The sequence below is a fragment of the Bradyrhizobium sp. 604_D8_N2_3 genome, assembly GCF_051810765.1.
In the GTDB taxonomy this organism is placed as follows: Bacteria; Pseudomonadota; Alphaproteobacteria; order Rhizobiales; family Xanthobacteraceae; genus Bradyrhizobium; species Bradyrhizobium barranii.
The window spans coordinates 5,851,026-5,866,828 of the sequence record NZ_JBPWPM010000001.1; the positions used below are offsets into that span (position 1 = coordinate 5,851,026).

The window sequence follows — 15,803 nt, forward strand, 5'->3', positions numbered from 1 at the left end:
CGCAGCGCTCCTTCAGCGGTGCCCCGCTGAGCCGGGGCCCATCTATCGAGATATGTGCTTGTGGCTTCCTGGGTCCCGGCTCTGCGGAGCGGCATTGCATGCCGCACCGCGTCCGGGACACGAGACTAGCGCGCGACCACTTCCACTTCGCCGTCGACGCCGTTGACGACGTTGAAGCCGCGCTCGTAGACCTTGCCCTCGTTCTTGGCGATGGCGCGGTATTCGCCTTCGGAGAGCACGACGCGCGGGAAGGCGCCGATCGATTCCTTGATGACGTCGCCGCCGGGGGTCAGCACCGACCAGGCGGTGTTGGCGAGCGCCTCGCCGCCCCTGTCGCTGACGAGCTTGAGCGTGATCACGGCGGCGCGGTGGGTGATGGTGACGTCGGTGAGCTTGCCAGCCTGGACGCGGATATCCGAGCGCACCACCGAATTGGCGTCGCCATAATTGGAGATGATGTAGTAGGTGCCCTCCGGGATCAGCACGACGTCGCCGGCGGCGACGTTCGGGACCAGCGAGGCGCGCTCGCCGGACTCGAACTGGCTGCCCTTGTAGATCGCGAACGAGATCTGGTTCTGCGGAATGCGGCTGGTGCCGACGCGCCCCTCGATGCGCAGGCCGCCGGCCGGCAGCACGAAGGATTCGCGATCGGTCTCGGCCTTCAGGCTGACGGTGCGCACCGCACTGACGAGGCCGAAGGCGACGTGCACGACGTAATTGCCCGGCGGCAACACGATGTTCGGCGTGGCGTTCCGATCCTCGCGGATCAGCTTGAAGGTGCCGTTCTCGTCAGGACGGTCGGCAAACACGCGCCAGACCAGGCCGCTGGTGATCGCGGGTGTGTCCTTGCCGTATTTCGCGGTCAGCGACAGAACGCCCTGGCCGGGCACGGCCGCGTTGAGCGGCGGGGCCGCCGGCACGGTGCTGACCGCAGGCGGGGGCATGCTGGGCGTGTTCGGCTGCAGCAGGGTCGGCGGCAGGCTCGGCGGGCCAGCGCCCGGGCCGGTGGGGGGCGCGAGGCTGACGGCGCCGCCGGGGTCGGGCACCGAGGCGGGCGGCACCGGGGGCGGACGATCGGAGAAAAGCTGCGCCCGCGCTGCATTTTGACCAAGGGTATAGAGGCAGGCAGCAAGGATTAGTGTCGGCAGCAGCGATGTGCTGCGCCGCCATCCGATGATGCCGTCACCCCCGAGAGTCATGCCACCTGCTTTTCACCGAAAACGCGGCAAATTCAAGCCTCCGAATCCCCGGGGAATACGGCCGGATACAGTTCTTTGGAACCCGGTTGACGCCTGCGTGATTAAACGGGAGGCAGCCGCTCCTCGCCACACTCCTGCCCCCTGCTTCCCGAACGGTATAAACCATGCTTTGCCCTCGTTCTGGCGGAGCGGAAGTACGGCGCCTACTCTGCTGTGAGGGCTGGCCCGGGGTAGGAGGGTTTCGGTGCTTGATATCTTGAAGGGTCGGGGCGCGAACGGCTCCAATGGAGAGAAGGTCGGTCTTGGCAGCGTGCGACGGCCGGTCATTGGCCTGGCGCTCGGCGGTGGCGCGGCGCGCGGCTTTGCCCATATCGGCATCCTCAGAACCCTGGCCGCCAATGGCATCGTACCTGACGTCGTGGTCGGCACCTCGATCGGCGCCGTGGTCGGCGGCCTCTATGCGGCCGGCCGGCTGGATACGCTGCAGGAGTGGGGACGCAGCCTGCAGGGGATGCGAAATATCCTCGGCTATCTCGACATCCGACTGAGCGGCTCCGGCCTGATCGGCGGTGAGAAGCTGGCGACCCGGCTCGAGGACGCGGTCGGCCAGACCCTGATCGAGGATCTTCCGATCAAGTTCGCCGCCGTCGCAACCGAGGTCCGTACCGGCCACGAGATCTGGCTGACGCGCGGCCGCGTGGTCGACGCCATGCGCGCCTCCTACGCCCTGCCCGGCATCTTCTCGCCCGTCCTGATCGGTGACCGCTGGCTGGTCGACGGCGCGCTGGTGAATCCGGTGCCGGTCTCGGCCGCCCGCGCGCTCGGCGCCGAAATCGTCATTGCCGCAAATCTTTCCAGCGACATCTTCACCCATTCCACGACGATCTATTCGCACGGCGCGGTGCCCGAGACGGTCCCGCCGGCGGCCCAGGCGACCACGGCGAAGCGGCGCTTTCCGCGATTGTTCTCGCCCGAGAAAACCATGAAGCGCGAGTTCTTTGGCGGCGCCGGACGGCCCGGCATCTCCTCGGTGATGGTCGACGCCTTCAACATCATGCAGGACCGCATTACCCGCGCGCGCCTCGCCGGCGATCCGCCCGATCTCCTGATCACGCCGCGGGTCGGTCATTTCGGCTGGTTCGACTTCCACCGCGGCGAGGATCTGATCGCGCACGGCACGCGCGCCGCCGAGCGCGCGCTGGAGTCGATCCAGGAGGCGATCGAGGTGCTCGCGCCGGCGCCCGCGGGCAGCGCGCCCAAGGCGGGCGAGCCCAAGGCAGACGAATAACGCCGACGAGTAAGGCCGCTCAGGCCGTCTTGATGTAGTCGCGCAGGGCTTCCTGCTCGGCCTCGTATTCCTGAACGCGACGCTTGACGATGTCGCCGATCGAGATCAGGCCGACCACCTTGCCGCCGTCGACGACGGGCAGATGGCGGAACTTGCCGGTGGTCATCGTCTCCATGAGTTCGGCGACCGTGTCGGTCTCCTTGCAGGTCACGACCTTGCGGGTCATGACCTGAGAGACCGGCTCCTCCAGCGCGCCGGCGCCGCGCTCGCCGATCACGCGCACGATGTCGCGCTCGGACAGGATGCCTTCGAGCCGGCTCTGGTTCATCACCAGCACCGCGCCGATCTTCTTCTCGCCGAGCAGTTTGACCGCGGCAGCCAGCTTGGCGTCGGGCTCGACGCTCATGATCTGGTGGCCCTTGGTGTTGAGAATGGAACGTACCGTCATTGTCGGCCTCCCTGAATCGGATCCGTCCGCATTTCGCGGACCGGACTTGTTCGTCGAGTCTTCAACTAACAGTTTAGGCGCCGGTTGCACGCTGAGGCGCTTTACGAAGCATCGCCGCTAGCGGCTTGTCGCTTCGGAACATTCTTCTCGGGAATGATGGATGAATTCGGGCGGCGCCGCAAGCGCCGCTTCAAATGCGGTCTGAAATGTCCTGTGATGACGCATCCGCAGCATCGTTTCGCACGCGCGGCACGGGATCGAACAGCGCGAACAGCAGAAGGCCCGCGAAGAAGCCGCCGATATGTGCCTGCCAGGCGACGCTCGTGGTTTCGGAATCGACGCCGATCGCGCCGACGCCGAAGATGATGTTGACGCCGAACCAAACGGCAAGAAAGCCGACCACCCGCCCGTCGCGCAGTGCGCGCGACAGTGGCAGTGCCGGAACCCTTGCGGCGGTATCGGCGTCTGATCGGCTGAACGACAGGAAGCTGCCGCGGACAAAGGCAAAGCGGATCGCCGCCGCCATCGCGCCGGACACCGAGGCCGAGGCGCCGATCATCGGCGCCACCGCGTGCTCATGGGTGACGAGATGGGCGAGCGCGCCGGCCGCTGCCGTCACCGCGAGAAACAGGAAGAACCTGATCGCGCCGAAGCGCCGCGCTAGCGCACTGCCGAACGGCAGCAGCCACAGCACGTTGAAGCCGAGATGGGTCAGATTGGCGTGCAGCAGCGAATAGGTGACGAAGGTCCAGACCTTGGCACCGGCGCCGCCGGGGATCTCCAAATTGAGCAGCGAGGAATCATAGCGCTTCGGGATGAAGCCGAAGACGTCGATGGTCCAGTTCTCGAGCTCCGGCGGCAGCAGCACCCGCAGATGGATCACCACCAAAAGGAGGATATAGGCGGTCAGCGCGACCGGCAGCGTCAGGATCGGCTCGCGCGGAGCTTCCTCGACGGCAGCCGGTGGCTCCGGCGGAGAATCTTGTGGGGAATCCAAGGCAGCTTCGCTTTCAGGCGCTATCGGAGCGACAGGCTTAACGACAGGCCTTGGAGATAGTCGCCTTTGCCGGCCTTGCGCAAGTGCACAAAAGGAAAAGGCAGGGCCCTGGGAAAGCCCTGCCTGTCCGTGTCGGTCTTCCGGTACCCAGAGGAATAGGTGTATCCCCACCCCTCCCCGCGGCCCGTGACCAAACTGTTTGACGCCCGTGTACAGGCCCCGCCGAGAACCTGGATGAAAGCGGCGAGGCTTGCGACCGCGATCACCATAGCAGCCGGGCGCCGGACGGAAAGCGCATAGTTAATTTAACGTTAACGACGCAAAGACAGCCTCCGGAGGCCCGAAAACGCCTCCACGGCATGGACGCTGCAAATCCCCTCCTGCACAACAACGAAAGGGATCGCGGGTGCACTGAAGCGGGACAGGTTTGTCCCGCGAGCTAGCGCCCCGGGGTAAGCGTTCAGTCATGAAACATCCGTCGAGCCGCGCGTTCTTCGAGTATTGGGACAAGAAGCGCGGCACTGCGCGGGCCCCTGATCGGGCCGATGTCGATCCGGCCGCGGTCCGCGGCCTGCTCGGCGATATCTTCGTGCTGTCCTGCGAACAAAACCTCGGCTTCCCGTTCCGCGTCGCCGGCACGCGCGTCTGCGCGCTCGCGGGGCTCGACCTCAAGGACCAGAGCTTTGCGGCGCTGTTCACCGAGGCCAGCCGCAGCGAGATCGAGGAGATCACCACGATCGTCGCCGACGAGACGTTAGGTGCGATCGCCGGCGTCACCGCCGCGCGCGAGGACGGCAGCAAGGCGCATCTCGAGCTGCTGCTGCTGCCCTTCAACGCCCGCCCGCATACGCCGGTGAGTGTCACCGGCGTGCTCGCACCGTTCAACGACGAATGCGGCGCGTTGTCCGCATTCGCCCTCACCTCCTGGCGCTATCTGCATCAGCCGGAGAAGCTGCTGCCGCGCGCAATCCGCAAATTGCAGATCGCACGCGGGCTGATGGTGTATGAGGGGCTGAGGTAGTTTTCGTTTCGACGAGGGCGAACGCCGCGACCTCGATGCAGCCTCTCACCGGGATGACACAGCCATGTCCGACATCATCAGTTTCGGTACGCTTCAGCTCCGCTTCCTGCACAGCAAGGACGACACCGGCGGCAGCGTCGACATCTTCGAAATGACGCTCCAGCCGAATGCGCGGATGCCGATCCCGCATTATCACGACCGCTGGGACGAAACCATCTACGGGCTGTCCGGCGTATCGACCTGGACGATCGACGGCAAGCAGAACGATCTCGGCCCCGGAGAATCGGTCTTCATCAAGCGCGGCATCGTGCACGGCTTCACCAACCGTTCGACGGGACCGGCAACATGCCTGTGCATCCTGAGCCCCGGGGTGCTGGGCCCGCAATATTTCACGGAGATGGCCGCACTCCTGTCGGCCGGCGCGCCACCCGATCCCGCGAAGATGAAAGAGACGATGCTGCGCTACGGACTGGTGCCCGCGCCGGCAGCGTGAGCCAGGCTCGCGATCCATCATTGGAACCTTGCCTGCTGCAGGACGTTTAGCTGTTTGCCGGGCATATGCCTGCACGGCAACGCGGCTCGGCCGGAGACGATGCGTTTGCTCGCCGCCGGGCCTCCGTCGAGGGACGATTCCCCGTGATGGAGCACGCGACCAGAGTTGGTAATCGCCTGTTAGCTGCATTACCGCCGGCCGACTTCGCTTTGCTTGCACCGTATCTCCGGAAAGTACCGCTCCAGCACGATGCAGTCCTGGTTCGATCGGGCGACCGGGTCGAGCACCTTTGCTTCCCGTGCAGCGGCGCGATCGCCCTCATCATGGAGTTGCCGAACGGACAGACGGCCGCAACCGCCGTGATCGGCAACGACGGCGTCGTCGGCCTCATGACGGCGCTCGGCCCCGTGCGATCCCCCCTGACGGCGGTTGTCCGCGTGGCCGGGACCGCACTGCAGATCTCGCCCGCGCGATTTCAAGCGACGCTCGAACGCAGTCCCGCCCTCGCAAGCGCGGTTCAGATCGTCACCAGGGCGATGATGACGCAATTCCTGCACGTCGCGGCCTGCAATGCACTGCACTCCGTCGAGGCCCGCCTCGCCCGCTGGCTGCTTCACATTCACGATCGGACGGAGGGCGGTGGTGACGTCCTGCACCTGACGCAAGAGACGTTGTCGGAATTGCTCGGCGTCCGGCGGACCACCGTCACGCACGTCGTGAGCGCACTTCGAACCTCAAGGGCCCTGAAATCCAGTCGGCGCGGCCAACTCGAGATCGACAGGCCGCGGCTCGAGGTCGTCGCCTGCGAGTGCTACAAGGTGATGAGCCGCAGGATCGATCGGATCGTTTCGCAGGATGCCGTCAGGCGGCTTCACACCGCGCCCGCGCGGAATGGCTGCCCGCCCCCGGACTTCCCGTTCGCCAAGACCGATTCATAGACCCAGGCCTCTCTGGCGAACCACTCATGCGTCGCCGCGCACATCCCGCAATATGTGCGCGAGAAGAACACCGTACTGCACCGAAATCTTTCACGATCTATCTCGATGCCCGTCGGAATGGCATGGCCCGTTTCCGGGCACTTGATCATCACCATACCCATCCTGACTTCCTCCAGCTTGGCATCACCTCACGGCAAGGCTTCTCACGGCAAGGCTTCACCGCCTCGGCTGGACCGCGCCCCTTCTGGCGAAGACGCTCGTCCAGCCGATCCACGCGGCCAGTAGCCTCGATTCAAGCAGCCCTATGCAGAACCAGGTTGAAACTCTTCTTGATCGGCTCGGCCGTCTCGGTTGCGACCTTCTGGGCGAGGTCCCAAAGCTCCCGGTTTTGGCGAGAAGCCGCTTCAAAGGTCTTGCGGCTGTGGCTGGTGGAGAGGTTCACGACATCCGCAAACGACCTCGCATCCGCAAGCTGGGACATGAACTCCAGCGCGGAGCTGGTATTGATGTTTGATATTTCGATGACCTTGGTGCCGTAATCGGCGGCACGCGTGGCATTGGTCGAACAGGCTTCGCGGAGCGCTTCGGTGATCTCCTCGGAAGCCGCCCTCATCCGCTCTAAATTTGCCTTGGCCCGGGCGGCGCCCTGCTCGGCGAGATCGCCGAAGATCGCCTGGAAGTTGAAAAATGGCAGGTCGAACCTGGGCATTGCACCGCCATTCGCCGTCCCATTCAGTGCAGTGGCGTTCGTCTCGGCTTTCAGATTGGCATCATTCATGGTCATTCATCCCCTCACGCGAAACCAGATAATGGATTGAAGACTCCCAGAAGCTCCCAGGTGCGGACCGCACCGGGAAACCAGTGCCCCTACTCTCAAATGGAGGGATGCTGCTGCCGGTATGCCGCTCTCGCCCCCTGCCGGAACCAACTATGACCAACCAAAATCGGGCCTTCGGTTCGCTTTCGGACTCTCGACTTGAATAAATTCAATTCAAGCGACGACGCGCCACGGGCGGCGCTTTTACTTCTTCGAAGTTGTCGCCATTACTTCCGCCAATTTGAGATCAGTCCGGCAAGCGGTTCGGAGGCGCCGGCGCCGGTGGCCTTCCGCTGGGGGCGCGGCGAGGATTCGGCCGCTTCCAGATGGCGCCCTGTCACTAATTGACAGCGAGTTGATGGAGCCGCTCCGCAGCGCACCGCATTGAACGATACGTCGCATCGCCAACACGGCGCTGCGCTGCGTCCGAGGCACGAGACCGGTGGCATCTCGTCAATGTCAGATACCACCTCGCATTCCCGCGGCGGATTGTCCGCTCACGGCATCGCCAGATGCCAGGCGCCGTTCAGAAAGCCGTCGCCGGTGATGTCGCCGGGCTTCTGGTCCTTGGCGAAGGTGTAGAGCGGCTTGCCCTTGTAAGCCCACTGCCTGGATCCGTCGTCGCGCGTGATGACGGTGTAGCCGTCGGCCGCGGCATCGCTCGCCTCGGCCTTCAGCACCGGCCAGTTTGTCGCACACGGTCCGTTGCAGGCCGACTTGCCGTCCGCATCCTTGTCGAAGGTGTAGAGCGTCATGCCCTTGGCGTCGGTGAGCACGTTGCCTTTGTCGGACTTGCCGGTCTTGGTCGGCGGCGCGGCGAAGGCGGCGGGGATGATGGCGAGCGATACGGCGAGCGTGAGCGCGAGGCGGATCGAGGACGTCATGGGTTCTCCTGTCATGCAATTGGCTTGCATGGGGTAGGACGCCGCGCAACGCTTCGTATTCCTGAGACGGCGGCAAAGATATTTTTCGCTGCGCGCATCGTCGCGACGGAATAAACTGGAATGGGTGAGACCGACCAACGGACCGACATGAGCAAGCCGCATTGGCGTCCCGCGCGCGCCTCCGACCTGGTCGCGATCAGCGCGATCGCAGCGCGGATCCATCCTGATCTCCCTGAGAGTCCCGACGTGTTCGCGGAGAAGATGCGGCTCTGTCCCGATGGCTGCCGTCTGCTCATCGCCGACGAAGAGATCGCCGGCTACGGACTCGCGCATCCGTGGAAGCAGCACCGGATTCCGCCGCTCAACGGCTTCCTGCAACAACTGCCCGATGATGCGGATTGTCTCTACGTGCACGACGTCGCCGTGCTGCCCGATTTCCGCGGTGGCGTCGCGCGCGATTATATTGCCGACATCGAGAAGCTGGCGCGCGCATCACACATCACAACGCTCGCGCTGGTTTCGGTCTACGCCACACGGCCGTTGTGGGAACGTCTCGGCTTCCGGCCCGTCGCGGCGGATACGGAGGCGCGCGCAAAGCTCGCCTCCTATGGCGAAGGCGCGACCTACATGCTTCGCGACCTCGCTGCGACATAACGTCCCCGTCCGGCTCACGCGGGCGTGAAGTCGTCCCTCGAACCGCCTTCGATCAGCCCCCGTCGAAGGTGTGCGCGGGCCGTTCCGGTCTCGCCGAACCGAGACTGGAGAATTTCCGTGAAACTCACATTGTCGAAAGTTGCTTTGATTGCACTCGCTGCGGCGGCCGCGTTCAGCGCGACCAGTGCCAACGCGGCGCAGGTCCGGACCTATGGCTGCGATTCCGCCTTCTTCGAGGGCTGCGGTATCCTGGTCGAGACGTCGACCCCGGGTGGCAGAAGCCGCGTCAACCTCACTCACGACACCTCGCCCATCTACATGAAGCAGACCGACCCCCGCTACAGCTCGTCGATGCGCGATGCCGGTGGTGGCGGCGGCGGAGGTGGTGGTGGTGGCGGCGGCGGCCGCTGAGTTCGCAGCTGACTTTTCAGATGATGTCGCCGGCGCAATCCGGCGGCATCATTGCTGTCTGCACGGTCAGGCGCAGTTCAACCCCGATGTTTTTTCTTCGCCTTCTTTTTTCCAGGCGCGCCCTTCAACGGCCACGGCGTGACCGCCGGCTCGGCATGGCCGGGCTTGTTCTTGTGTTTCTTTTTCGTTCCGAACGAAGGAGCATCGTCGAATTTCGGCCTGCGCTCGCCGTGAGCCCTGTCGCGTGGCTTGAATCCAGCTGCATCGCGCGGGCGATCGTCGCGACGTTCGCGATGATCGCTGTCGCCGCTCTCGCGCCGGGGCGGCTTTGACCGCTCTTCCGAAGGCGCCTGCCGCTGCGGCGCATCCGTCATCGGTTCGAGGCGGATATTGTCTTCCTTGTCCGGACGCTTGATCTTGGCGGCGAAGGTTTCCGCGACCCGCTCGGAAATTTCGAACTCGGTCGTCGTGTCCATGATCTTGATGGCGCCGATGTCGCCCTTGTCGATGCCGCCGCGGCGGCAGATCATCGGCAAGAGCCAGCGTGCTTCCGCATTCTTTCTTCGTCCGATGTTGGCCCGGAACCAGACGCTGCCGTCCGCCATGCCGTGTTTCGCCGACGATTTTCCTGATTTGGGTCGGGCTCTTTCGGGGCGATCATCGCCGCGCGAAGTGCGGGCATCGTCGCGCGGTGCGCGGACATTGTCGCGCCCGCGATCGTCGCGCGGCCGGCCAGCTCGCTCGCCGGGATCGATGATGTCTTCGGGCGACGGCAGCCGTGCGCGATAGAGTCGCGCGAGTGCGGCTGCGATATCCTCGGCAGACCGCTCGGCCAGCAGCGCCTGTGCCAGCACCAGATCGTCCGCGGTCGTCTCCTCGGTGAACAACACGTCCTTCATGCGCTCGTGATCGAGCTTGCGGATTTCCTCCGCTTGCGGCGCGGTGCCCCAGACCGCCTCGATCCCCGAGACGTTCAGCAGCATTTCCGCACGTCGCCGCCGTACAGGCGGCACCAGCAGGACGCTCGTCCCCTTGCGGCCCGCCCGCCCGGTGCGGCCGGAGCGATGCTGCATCACCTCGGCGTCGTTGGGCAGATCGGCATGGATGACGAGATCGAGGCTCGGCAGGTCGATGCCGCGGGCGGCGACGTCGGTCGCCACACAGACGCGAGCGCGTCCGTCCCGGAGCGACTGCAGCGCCGTGGTCCGCTCGTTCTGCGTCAATTCGCCTGACAGCGCGACCACGGAGAAGCCGCGCTCCAGCAGCGCCGCCTGCAAATGCCTGACGTGATCGCGCGTGCTGCAAAACACCAGCGCGCTCGGCGCCTCGAAGAAGCGTAGCACGTTGACGACGGCATGTTCGACATCACCGGGGGCGACCCGGATGGCGCGGTACTCGATGTCAGCGTGACCGCCTTCATCGCCGGCGACCTCGATCCGAAACGCCTGCTGCTGATATTGCTTGGCCAGCGCCACGATACCGCGCGGAAACGTCGCCGAGAACAGCAAAGTGCGGCGTGTCTCCGGCGTGGTCTTGAGGATGAATTCCATGTCCTCGCGAAAGCCGAGATTGAGCATCTCGTCGGCCTCGTCGAGGACGACCACTTTCAATTCCGTGATGTCGAGACGGCCGCGACGCAAATGGTCGCACAACCGGCCGGGCGTGCCGACGACGATGTGAGCGCCCGCCGCAAGCTCGCGCTGCTCGCGCCGCGGATCCATGCCGCCGACGCAGGAGACGACCCGCCCGCCGGCATGCCCATACAGCCATGCCAGTTCGCGCTGAACCTGCAAGGCGAGCTCGCGGGTCGGCGCCACGATCAGGGCGAGCGGCGCCCCCGCCTGCTCGAACCGCTCGGCATCGCCAAACAGATCCTTGGCCATGGCGAGGCCATACGCGAGGGTCTTGCCGGAGCCGGTCTGGGCCGAAACCAGGAGGTCGCGGTCGGCGGCTTCATCCGCGAGCACGGCGAGCTGGACGGGGGTGGGTGAATCATAGTTCCGCTCGGCCAAAGCGTGGGCGAGCGGCGGGGTCAGGGCCGGAAAAGACACGGGATGGAGAACCTTGGTTAATGTCAGGCGCGGAACGGTGAACCGGCGGACCTGAGTTGCGTGCGCGGCAAACGGCCCGGCCGCACGCTGGATGTGATCAGGGCGCTCTTTACGCCAAGTGCTCTGAAATCACCATGCCTATGATGCATGGCTTGACGGAAAGAACCGCGCCTGAAGGTTGCATCTGACGTTCGCGGCAACCTCCGTTAACCTGAAGCCAACCGGCTTAGAGGGGGACCGCGTGACGCCTTCCGCCAAACGCGCCTGCGGCGATTGCACGCTTTGCTGCAAGGTCATGGCCATCGAGGCGCTGGCCAAACTGGCTGGAAGCTGGTGCCGGCACTGCAAACCCGGCCAGGGCTGCGCGATCTATGCCGAACGCCCGGCCATCATGGGCCAGCGCATGATCCTCATCACGCCGGACCGCGAGTTCGATCTCGGCATCGTCGGGCCGGACGAGCGGATCGTGCGGGAGCTGGAGGGGACCAAGGTCGTCGGCGCGACAGTGGTGAAGGAACATCAGATCAGCCATGGCATCAGCCGATGCTAGATAGGTCCGGTGACCTGGCAGAGTTAAGTTCAGGCAAAGCAGCACGGGGAGCATGACGATGCGATTGGCAGTCATTTCCGATATCCACGGCAATCTCGCTGCGTTGGAAGCGGTGCTGGCCGACATCAAGGCGCGCGGCGTCGATCGTACGGTCAACCTCGGCGATTGCGTCACCAGCCCGCTGTGGCCAAAGGAAACTTTCGAGGCTCTCCAGTCGCTGTCGTTGCCGACGGTGCGCGGAAATCATGATCGCTGGATTGAGGAGCTTCCAGACGACAAGCTCTCGCCGGCAGGTCTGTTTGCGCGTAGCGCATTGACCGCGGAGCAGCGCCGCGCACTTCACAGCCTGCCCTCCCAAATACGGCTGGACGACGGGATCCTGGCCTGCCACGGCACACCCGACGACGATACGACGTGCCTGCTCGAAGAAGCGCTCGAGGACGGCCGCTTCGTGCCGGCGCGTCGCGACGTGCTGACCGCGCGCCTTTCGAGCGCGCCAACGGCGCGTGTCGTGCTGTGCGGTCACAGCCACCGCCAGGCGGCTGTTCAGGGCCCGGGCGACCGCCTGGTCCTCAATCCCGGCAGCGTTGGTTGCCCGGTGTTCGCGGACATTCCTTTTGCCGCAAACCTGGAGCATCGCTCGCCTCACGCCCGCTACGCGATCCTCACGAAACGAACAAGAGGCTGGCAAGTCGAACTGCTGGCCCTGGAATACGACTGGGAAGCCGCGTCCGCGCAGGCGCTCGCCAACGGCCGCCCGGAATGGGCGGAGGCCATGTTATCAGGACATGTCAAATAGCCGGCCTTGCCACGTCGGTCATTCGATCCCAAATCGTGCCTCACGAGAGAGCAACGGGGTGAAACATGGCCGACAAGATATCGCTTGCCGACAAACTCGCGACCTTTGGGGATTTCTGGTCGCCGCGCACGGTCACGACCTTCAACGATTGCGACGTGATGGTGGTGAAGGTGAAGGGCGAGTTCACCTGGCATAAGCATGACGACACCGACGATTTCTTTCTCGTCCTGAAAGGCAGTCTGGACATCGAATTGCGGGATCGCACGGTGACGCTCGGTCCGGGCGAACTCTATGTCGTGCCCAAAGGGGTCGAGCATCGCCCGGTGGCACGCGAGGAGGTTCACCTCCTGCTCATCGAGCCGACCGGCACGCCGAACACGGGCGACAAGGCCACCGCCGCAGCACGCAAGCTCGCATAGAGGACAACGCTTGGCGCGCGTCTAATCCCTGGAGGTCGCCAGCTTGCTGAAGCGGCCGACCAGCCTCGCCTTTACCCGTGCAACTGTGTCCCTCGCTGCGCGGCTCAGGGCGCGGATGGCGCGCCAGGCGTCAGTCGCCTGCAGCCACGCCTTCACCTCGGAGAACTTGCCGTACGCCCAGGCGAACGCCGGAATCCGCATCAGCTTGTCGCGCGTAAGATGGAACAGGCGCTCGACCAGCACGAGCTTGAGCAATTCGCCGACGATGAAAGTCACGGCGGCGCTCACGACCTGACCCGTTGCGGCGAGGTAGGCCGCCACGGGCTTGATCGGCTCCAGAATGATCACGGGCACGGAAAACAGGGCGAGCGAGGGATAAGGGGACAGCGACCTGATCCAGGTGCGCAACCACTTGAATTCGAAATGCCGCCCAATCCAGCGCGCCATTGGCCGCGCCACGGCCATGAAGACGGCATCCACCAGGAAGTAGATGGCCGCCAGGATGTAAGTAACGGGTTTCAGAATTCGCTTCACGATACCTCTCCCGTGAAGTGAAAGCCGGAACTTGGTCCTAAGTTTCACCTTAACATGGATAGATCGGGAATTCCCGATGGAACTTTTTGGGCGCTCAGATCTCGGCATAGACCTCCAGCAAATTGCCGTCGGGATCGCGAAAGAACAGCGTCCGGTGTCCGAACGACTGGTTCGTGGGCGGTGACAGCAGCGCCACGCCCTGCCGCACCAGTTCATCGGCACATTGATCGACCTCGGTCGCGGACACCTTGAAGGCCAGCTGCAGCGAGGCGCTGCCCGCCGGTGTCGGCGCGTCGGCCGCGGTCCGGCTCGGTCTCGCCAGCGCCAGCGTATTGCTGCCCAGGCCGTACTCGATCCAGTTCGGCGAGAGCTCGCGCAGCAGCGGAAAGGCGAGAACGTCCTCGTAGAACCGGCGCATCGCCGCCATGTCGCGCACGAATATGACGGTGTAGTCGATCGCGCCAATGGCGTGGAAGGGGGAGCGCCGGTTTGGTTCAGGTGTCTGTTTGTCTGTCATATCGTCGTTCATTCCAAACTCTGACTTGTAGCCCGTATGAAGCGCAGCGGAATACGGGGAGCCACGGGCTCGAACCCGGATTGCGCTTCGCTCCATCCGGGCTACGGATCATCTATCGCAGCAGGCCACCGCTATAGTGCAGCTCATGAAGCGGCGCGCCATCATGCCGCGCGATCGTCTCGACGCCATGGAAACGATCGAGCGAACCCTCGACCTCGTTGCGGTAAGTCATGCCTGCCTGCTCGAACAGGCGCGGTCCCCGATAAGGCTCCTCGACGCTTACGCCCAACAGCGCCCGGCGCAGGAATTTGTAGATCTCGAGCAGCGTGGACCGATTCGTGATGTCCGCGCGGGCGCCGCCGCTGTAGCTCATCGACCAGATGACGCGGTCATCCCGTGACACGGTCTCTTGGCCAACGAAGAATCCCATCCCGAAATAGATATCGCGATAGGCATAAGGTGGCGCGCGATGCTCGAGCTGCTTGGAGCCGGCGAGCAGCGGCGCGGCCACGGTCGCGTCGTCGTCCAGCCCCGCATAGGTGCGCCGCTTGGCTTCGACCAGGAACGCAGCGAGATCGGGTGGAATGGACGGCATTGTCTAGTCCACCAATTCCGGCCACGGCACGATAGTCGATTTCACCGTCTTCATCGCCATCGCATCCCTCACCGCCTGCGCGACGCCCGCTTCCGTGAACGGATAGATCGTCTGCATCTTCAGCCAGGGATACTTGTCACGGGTGCGGTAGAGCATGTCGACGCCGAGCGGGAGATCATTACCGGTAAAGCCCCAGGATCCCAGCACGTTGAGGTCCTTGGTGCAGATGCGGTGCCAGGAGGTCTCGATCGAGCCGGCATCGGTGAACTGACCCATCTCGACATAGGTGCCGCCGTCGCGCAGCATCTCGATGCCTTCGGGGCCGGCGGTCGGATGTCCCGAGCAATCCATCACGAGATCGGCGCCGAAGTGGCCTACGATCTCGCGCACACGGGCGACGCGCTCCTGCGGCGATTTGATCTCCTCGATGTTGACCGTCGCCTCCGCGCCGAACTCGCGCGCGAGCTTGAGCCGCGGCTCTTCCGGCGCGCCGACGCAGATCACGCGCCCCGCTCCCATCTCCCTGGCGGCCGCGACCGCGAGAATGCCGATCGGACCCGAGCCCTGGATCACCACCGTGTCGCCCCAGGAAAAACCACCGGCGCGACTGGCGCGGTTGAAGGCGCGGATGCAGGAGGTCAGCGGCTCCGAGAGCGCGCCCAGCCGCAGCGACATGTCGTCGGGCAGCTTGTAGATCTTGGTGCCCGGCAGCATCTCGAGATCGACATAGACATATTCGGCCCAGCCGCCCCACATATGCGGCGCCTTGTCGAAGCCGAGATAGCGGCCGTAATAGACCGGCGTCAGGCATTTGTTGGCGGTCTGCGGATAGTGGATGCAGTAATAGCAATGGCCGCAGGGCATCAGCGGCGGGATCATCACTTTTGATCCGACCTTGAGCGGCTTGCTCATGAAGTCCTCGGTGAATTCCTCACCGCATTCGACGATGATTCCACCAAGCTCGTGGCCGAGCGTGAACGGCCAGGGCAGCGGCTTCGGCCAATGCCCTTTGAGAATGTGCAGATCGGTGCCGCAGACGCCGCAGGCGCCGACCTTGATCAGCGCAGCCTTTTTGCCGACCTTCGGCCATGGCACGGTCTTGATGACGGGCTCCGAGCCCGGTCCTGCGTGAGTGCAGACGCGGATCTGGTCCATGGGTGTGTCCTCGCGGCCTGCTTGTTATGATTG

General features: G+C 64.5%; 19 protein-coding genes. 9 read left to right on the forward strand and 10 right to left on the reverse strand.

Annotated features, from left to right (window positions below):
* Window positions 1-125: 125 nt before the first annotated feature.
* Window positions 126-1,199, reverse strand: a complete 1,074-nt coding sequence (locus AB7245_RS28075) for a hypothetical protein (RefSeq protein WP_354114799.1) — start codon at window positions 1,197-1,199, stop codon at window positions 126-128.
* Between the two features lie 244 nt (window positions 1,200-1,443).
* On the opposite strand from AB7245_RS28075, the gene AB7245_RS28080 reads away from it, so the two are divergent.
* Complete coding sequence (locus AB7245_RS28080) at window positions 1,444-2,487, forward strand: patatin-like phospholipase family protein (RefSeq protein ID WP_439035134.1); 1,044 nt, start codon at window positions 1,444-1,446, stop codon at window positions 2,485-2,487.
* Between the two features lie 19 nt (window positions 2,488-2,506).
* Here AB7245_RS28080 and AB7245_RS28085 read toward each other — a convergent pair whose 3' ends face one another.
* Together AB7245_RS28085 and AB7245_RS28090 are read right to left on the reverse strand one after the other, a co-directional pair.
* Complete coding sequence (locus AB7245_RS28085; protein ID WP_028150258.1) at window positions 2,507-2,935, reverse strand: CBS domain-containing protein; 429 nt, start codon at window positions 2,933-2,935, stop codon at window positions 2,507-2,509.
* 190 nt (window positions 2,936-3,125) lie between these two features.
* On the reverse strand, window positions 3,126-3,932 hold the full coding sequence (locus AB7245_RS28090; RefSeq protein ID WP_439035135.1) for a rhomboid family intramembrane serine protease: 807 nt from the start codon (window positions 3,930-3,932) through the stop codon (window positions 3,126-3,128).
* Window positions 3,933-4,398: 466 nt separating this feature from the next.
* On the opposite strand from AB7245_RS28090, the gene AB7245_RS28095 reads away from it, so the two are divergent.
* From AB7245_RS28095 to AB7245_RS28105, 3 genes are all read left to right on the forward strand, one after another.
* Window positions 4,399-4,953, forward strand: coding sequence for a PAS domain-containing protein (locus AB7245_RS28095; RefSeq protein ID WP_439035136.1), 555 nt, complete (start codon window positions 4,399-4,401; stop codon window positions 4,951-4,953).
* A gap of 64 nt (window positions 4,954-5,017) precedes the next feature.
* Window positions 5,018-5,446, forward strand: a complete 429-nt coding sequence (locus AB7245_RS28100) for a cupin domain-containing protein (protein ID WP_028150261.1) — start codon at window positions 5,018-5,020, stop codon at window positions 5,444-5,446.
* Between the two features lie 146 nt (window positions 5,447-5,592).
* On the forward strand, window positions 5,593-6,384 hold the full coding sequence (locus tag AB7245_RS28105; protein WP_249807189.1) for a Crp/Fnr family transcriptional regulator: 792 nt from the start codon (window positions 5,593-5,595) through the stop codon (window positions 6,382-6,384).
* Window positions 6,385-6,676: 292 nt separating this feature from the next.
* Here the strand turns inward: AB7245_RS28105 and AB7245_RS28110 are convergent, their stop codons facing one another.
* Window positions 6,677-7,168: a phasin gene (locus AB7245_RS28110; protein WP_439035137.1), complete on the reverse strand. Its 492-nt coding sequence runs from the start codon at window positions 7,166-7,168 to the stop codon at window positions 6,677-6,679.
* 530 nt (window positions 7,169-7,698) lie between these two features.
* Window positions 7,699-8,085, reverse strand: coding sequence for a COG4315 family predicted lipoprotein (locus AB7245_RS28115; RefSeq protein WP_063982498.1), 387 nt, complete (start codon window positions 8,083-8,085; stop codon window positions 7,699-7,701).
* A gap of 147 nt (window positions 8,086-8,232) precedes the next feature.
* Here AB7245_RS28115 and AB7245_RS28120 point away from each other — a divergent pair, with 147 nt between their 5' ends.
* Together AB7245_RS28120 and AB7245_RS28125 are read left to right on the forward strand one after the other, a co-directional pair.
* On the forward strand, window positions 8,233-8,739 hold the full coding sequence (locus AB7245_RS28120; RefSeq protein ID WP_439035759.1) for a GNAT family N-acetyltransferase: 507 nt from the start codon (window positions 8,233-8,235) through the stop codon (window positions 8,737-8,739).
* 117 nt (window positions 8,740-8,856) lie between these two features.
* Window positions 8,857-9,150, forward strand: coding sequence for a hypothetical protein (locus AB7245_RS28125; RefSeq protein WP_439035138.1), 294 nt, complete (start codon window positions 8,857-8,859; stop codon window positions 9,148-9,150).
* A gap of 77 nt (window positions 9,151-9,227) precedes the next feature.
* Here AB7245_RS28125 and AB7245_RS28130 read toward each other — a convergent pair whose 3' ends face one another.
* On the reverse strand, window positions 9,228-11,201 hold the full coding sequence (locus AB7245_RS28130) for a DEAD/DEAH box helicase (RefSeq protein WP_439035139.1): 1,974 nt from the start codon (window positions 11,199-11,201) through the stop codon (window positions 9,228-9,230).
* A 241-nt stretch (window positions 11,202-11,442) separates the two neighbouring features.
* Here AB7245_RS28130 and AB7245_RS28135 point away from each other — a divergent pair, with 241 nt between their 5' ends.
* The 3 genes from AB7245_RS28135 (at window position 11,443) to AB7245_RS28145 (ending at window position 12,969) form a co-directional block, all read left to right on the forward strand.
* Window positions 11,443-11,751: a hypothetical protein gene (locus tag AB7245_RS28135; protein ID WP_439035140.1), complete on the forward strand. Its 309-nt coding sequence runs from the start codon at window positions 11,443-11,445 to the stop codon at window positions 11,749-11,751.
* Window positions 11,752-11,809: 58 nt separating this feature from the next.
* Window positions 11,810-12,550: a metallophosphoesterase family protein gene (locus AB7245_RS28140; RefSeq protein WP_354124446.1), complete on the forward strand. Its 741-nt coding sequence runs from the start codon at window positions 11,810-11,812 to the stop codon at window positions 12,548-12,550.
* Between the two features lie 65 nt (window positions 12,551-12,615).
* The gene (locus tag AB7245_RS28145) at window positions 12,616-12,969 is read left to right on the forward strand and encodes a cupin domain-containing protein (RefSeq protein ID WP_063982493.1); all 354 of its coding nucleotides are present in this window, start codon (window positions 12,616-12,618) and stop codon (window positions 12,967-12,969) included.
* 21 nt (window positions 12,970-12,990) lie between these two features.
* On the opposite strand, the gene AB7245_RS28150 is transcribed toward AB7245_RS28145, so the two are convergent.
* The 4 genes from AB7245_RS28150 to AB7245_RS28165 all read right to left on the reverse strand — a co-directional run bounded on the left by AB7245_RS28150 (window position 12,991) and on the right by AB7245_RS28165 (window position 15,770).
* Entirely contained in the window at window positions 12,991-13,503 is a 513-nt protein-coding gene (locus AB7245_RS28150) for a hypothetical protein (protein ID WP_354120516.1), read from the reverse strand.
* Between the two features lie 94 nt (window positions 13,504-13,597).
* Window positions 13,598-14,020, reverse strand: coding sequence for a VOC family protein (locus AB7245_RS28155; protein WP_439035141.1), 423 nt, complete (start codon window positions 14,018-14,020; stop codon window positions 13,598-13,600).
* A gap of 112 nt (window positions 14,021-14,132) precedes the next feature.
* Complete coding sequence (locus tag AB7245_RS28160; RefSeq protein ID WP_439035142.1) at window positions 14,133-14,615, reverse strand: DUF5680 domain-containing protein; 483 nt, start codon at window positions 14,613-14,615, stop codon at window positions 14,133-14,135.
* Window positions 14,616-14,618: 3 nt separating this feature from the next.
* A complete protein-coding gene (locus AB7245_RS28165; protein WP_439035143.1) occupies window positions 14,619-15,770 on the reverse strand; it encodes a zinc-binding dehydrogenase in 1,152 nt (383 codons plus the stop codon).
* Window positions 15,771-15,803: the final 33 nt, after the last annotated feature.